We start from the raw sequence: 642 nt of genomic DNA, 5'->3' as shown, positions 1-642 counted from the left end.
CGCCCCGGCACGCCCCTGACACCCTCTCCGCGAGCCGCTTCCGGCCGACCGGAGGCAGGGGCGCCGGTGAACGAGAGGAACGCCTTCGACGGGGACCTGAGCTGGGCCTACGTCCTTCGGCCCACCGGCATCGAGGTCATCCACCTCACCGGCCACGGACCCGCCCGGGGCCGGGTCGTGGAGTGGGACCGGGACCCACGGACACGTTTCTCCGACGCTCCCCGGGCGTGGCGTCCACCATCTCCTCCCCCACCCGGAAAGGACCACGTGCCCGCCCCTTCGCGGAAGACTTCGGAACCATCGGCCGGATCAACCGTGGTCGAGAAACAACTCGGTTTGTCGATCGATGAGCTGGTGACGCGTCACGAGACGCACGACCCGCTGCGCAAGATCGCCCACATGGTCATTTCGGCCGCCGACGACCTCGACACCACCGACCACCTGCTCCTGGAAGAAACCGAGCGTCTGCGTGAGGCCTTGGCCCGGATGGTGGACGGCAGGCTCGAGGTCACAGTCCTCGGAAACGGGGACATCCTCCACAACGCCGCGCGGGTGAACACACTCGCTGTTCGACACCGCGAGCAACGCCGTCACCTTCACGGGCTGTCTCTTCTATTAACTAACGCTGCCGACGCAGCGGAG

1 pseudogene is annotated in these 642 nt (G+C 67.4%); it reads left to right on the top strand.

From position 1 onward, the window contains the following. Window positions 1-66: 66 nt before the first annotated feature. Window positions 67-642, top strand: a pseudogene (locus tag FOE67_RS27805) (hypothetical protein); the annotation flags it as partial.

Origin of the sequence: Streptomyces calidiresistens (genome assembly GCF_014141525.1) — a bacterium.
In the GTDB taxonomy this organism is placed as follows: domain Bacteria; phylum Actinomycetota; class Actinomycetes; order Streptomycetales; family Streptomycetaceae; genus Streptomyces; species Streptomyces calidiresistens.
Note: the sequence above shows the minus strand (reverse complement) of the source record. Positions and strands in the feature narration are given on the sequence as shown.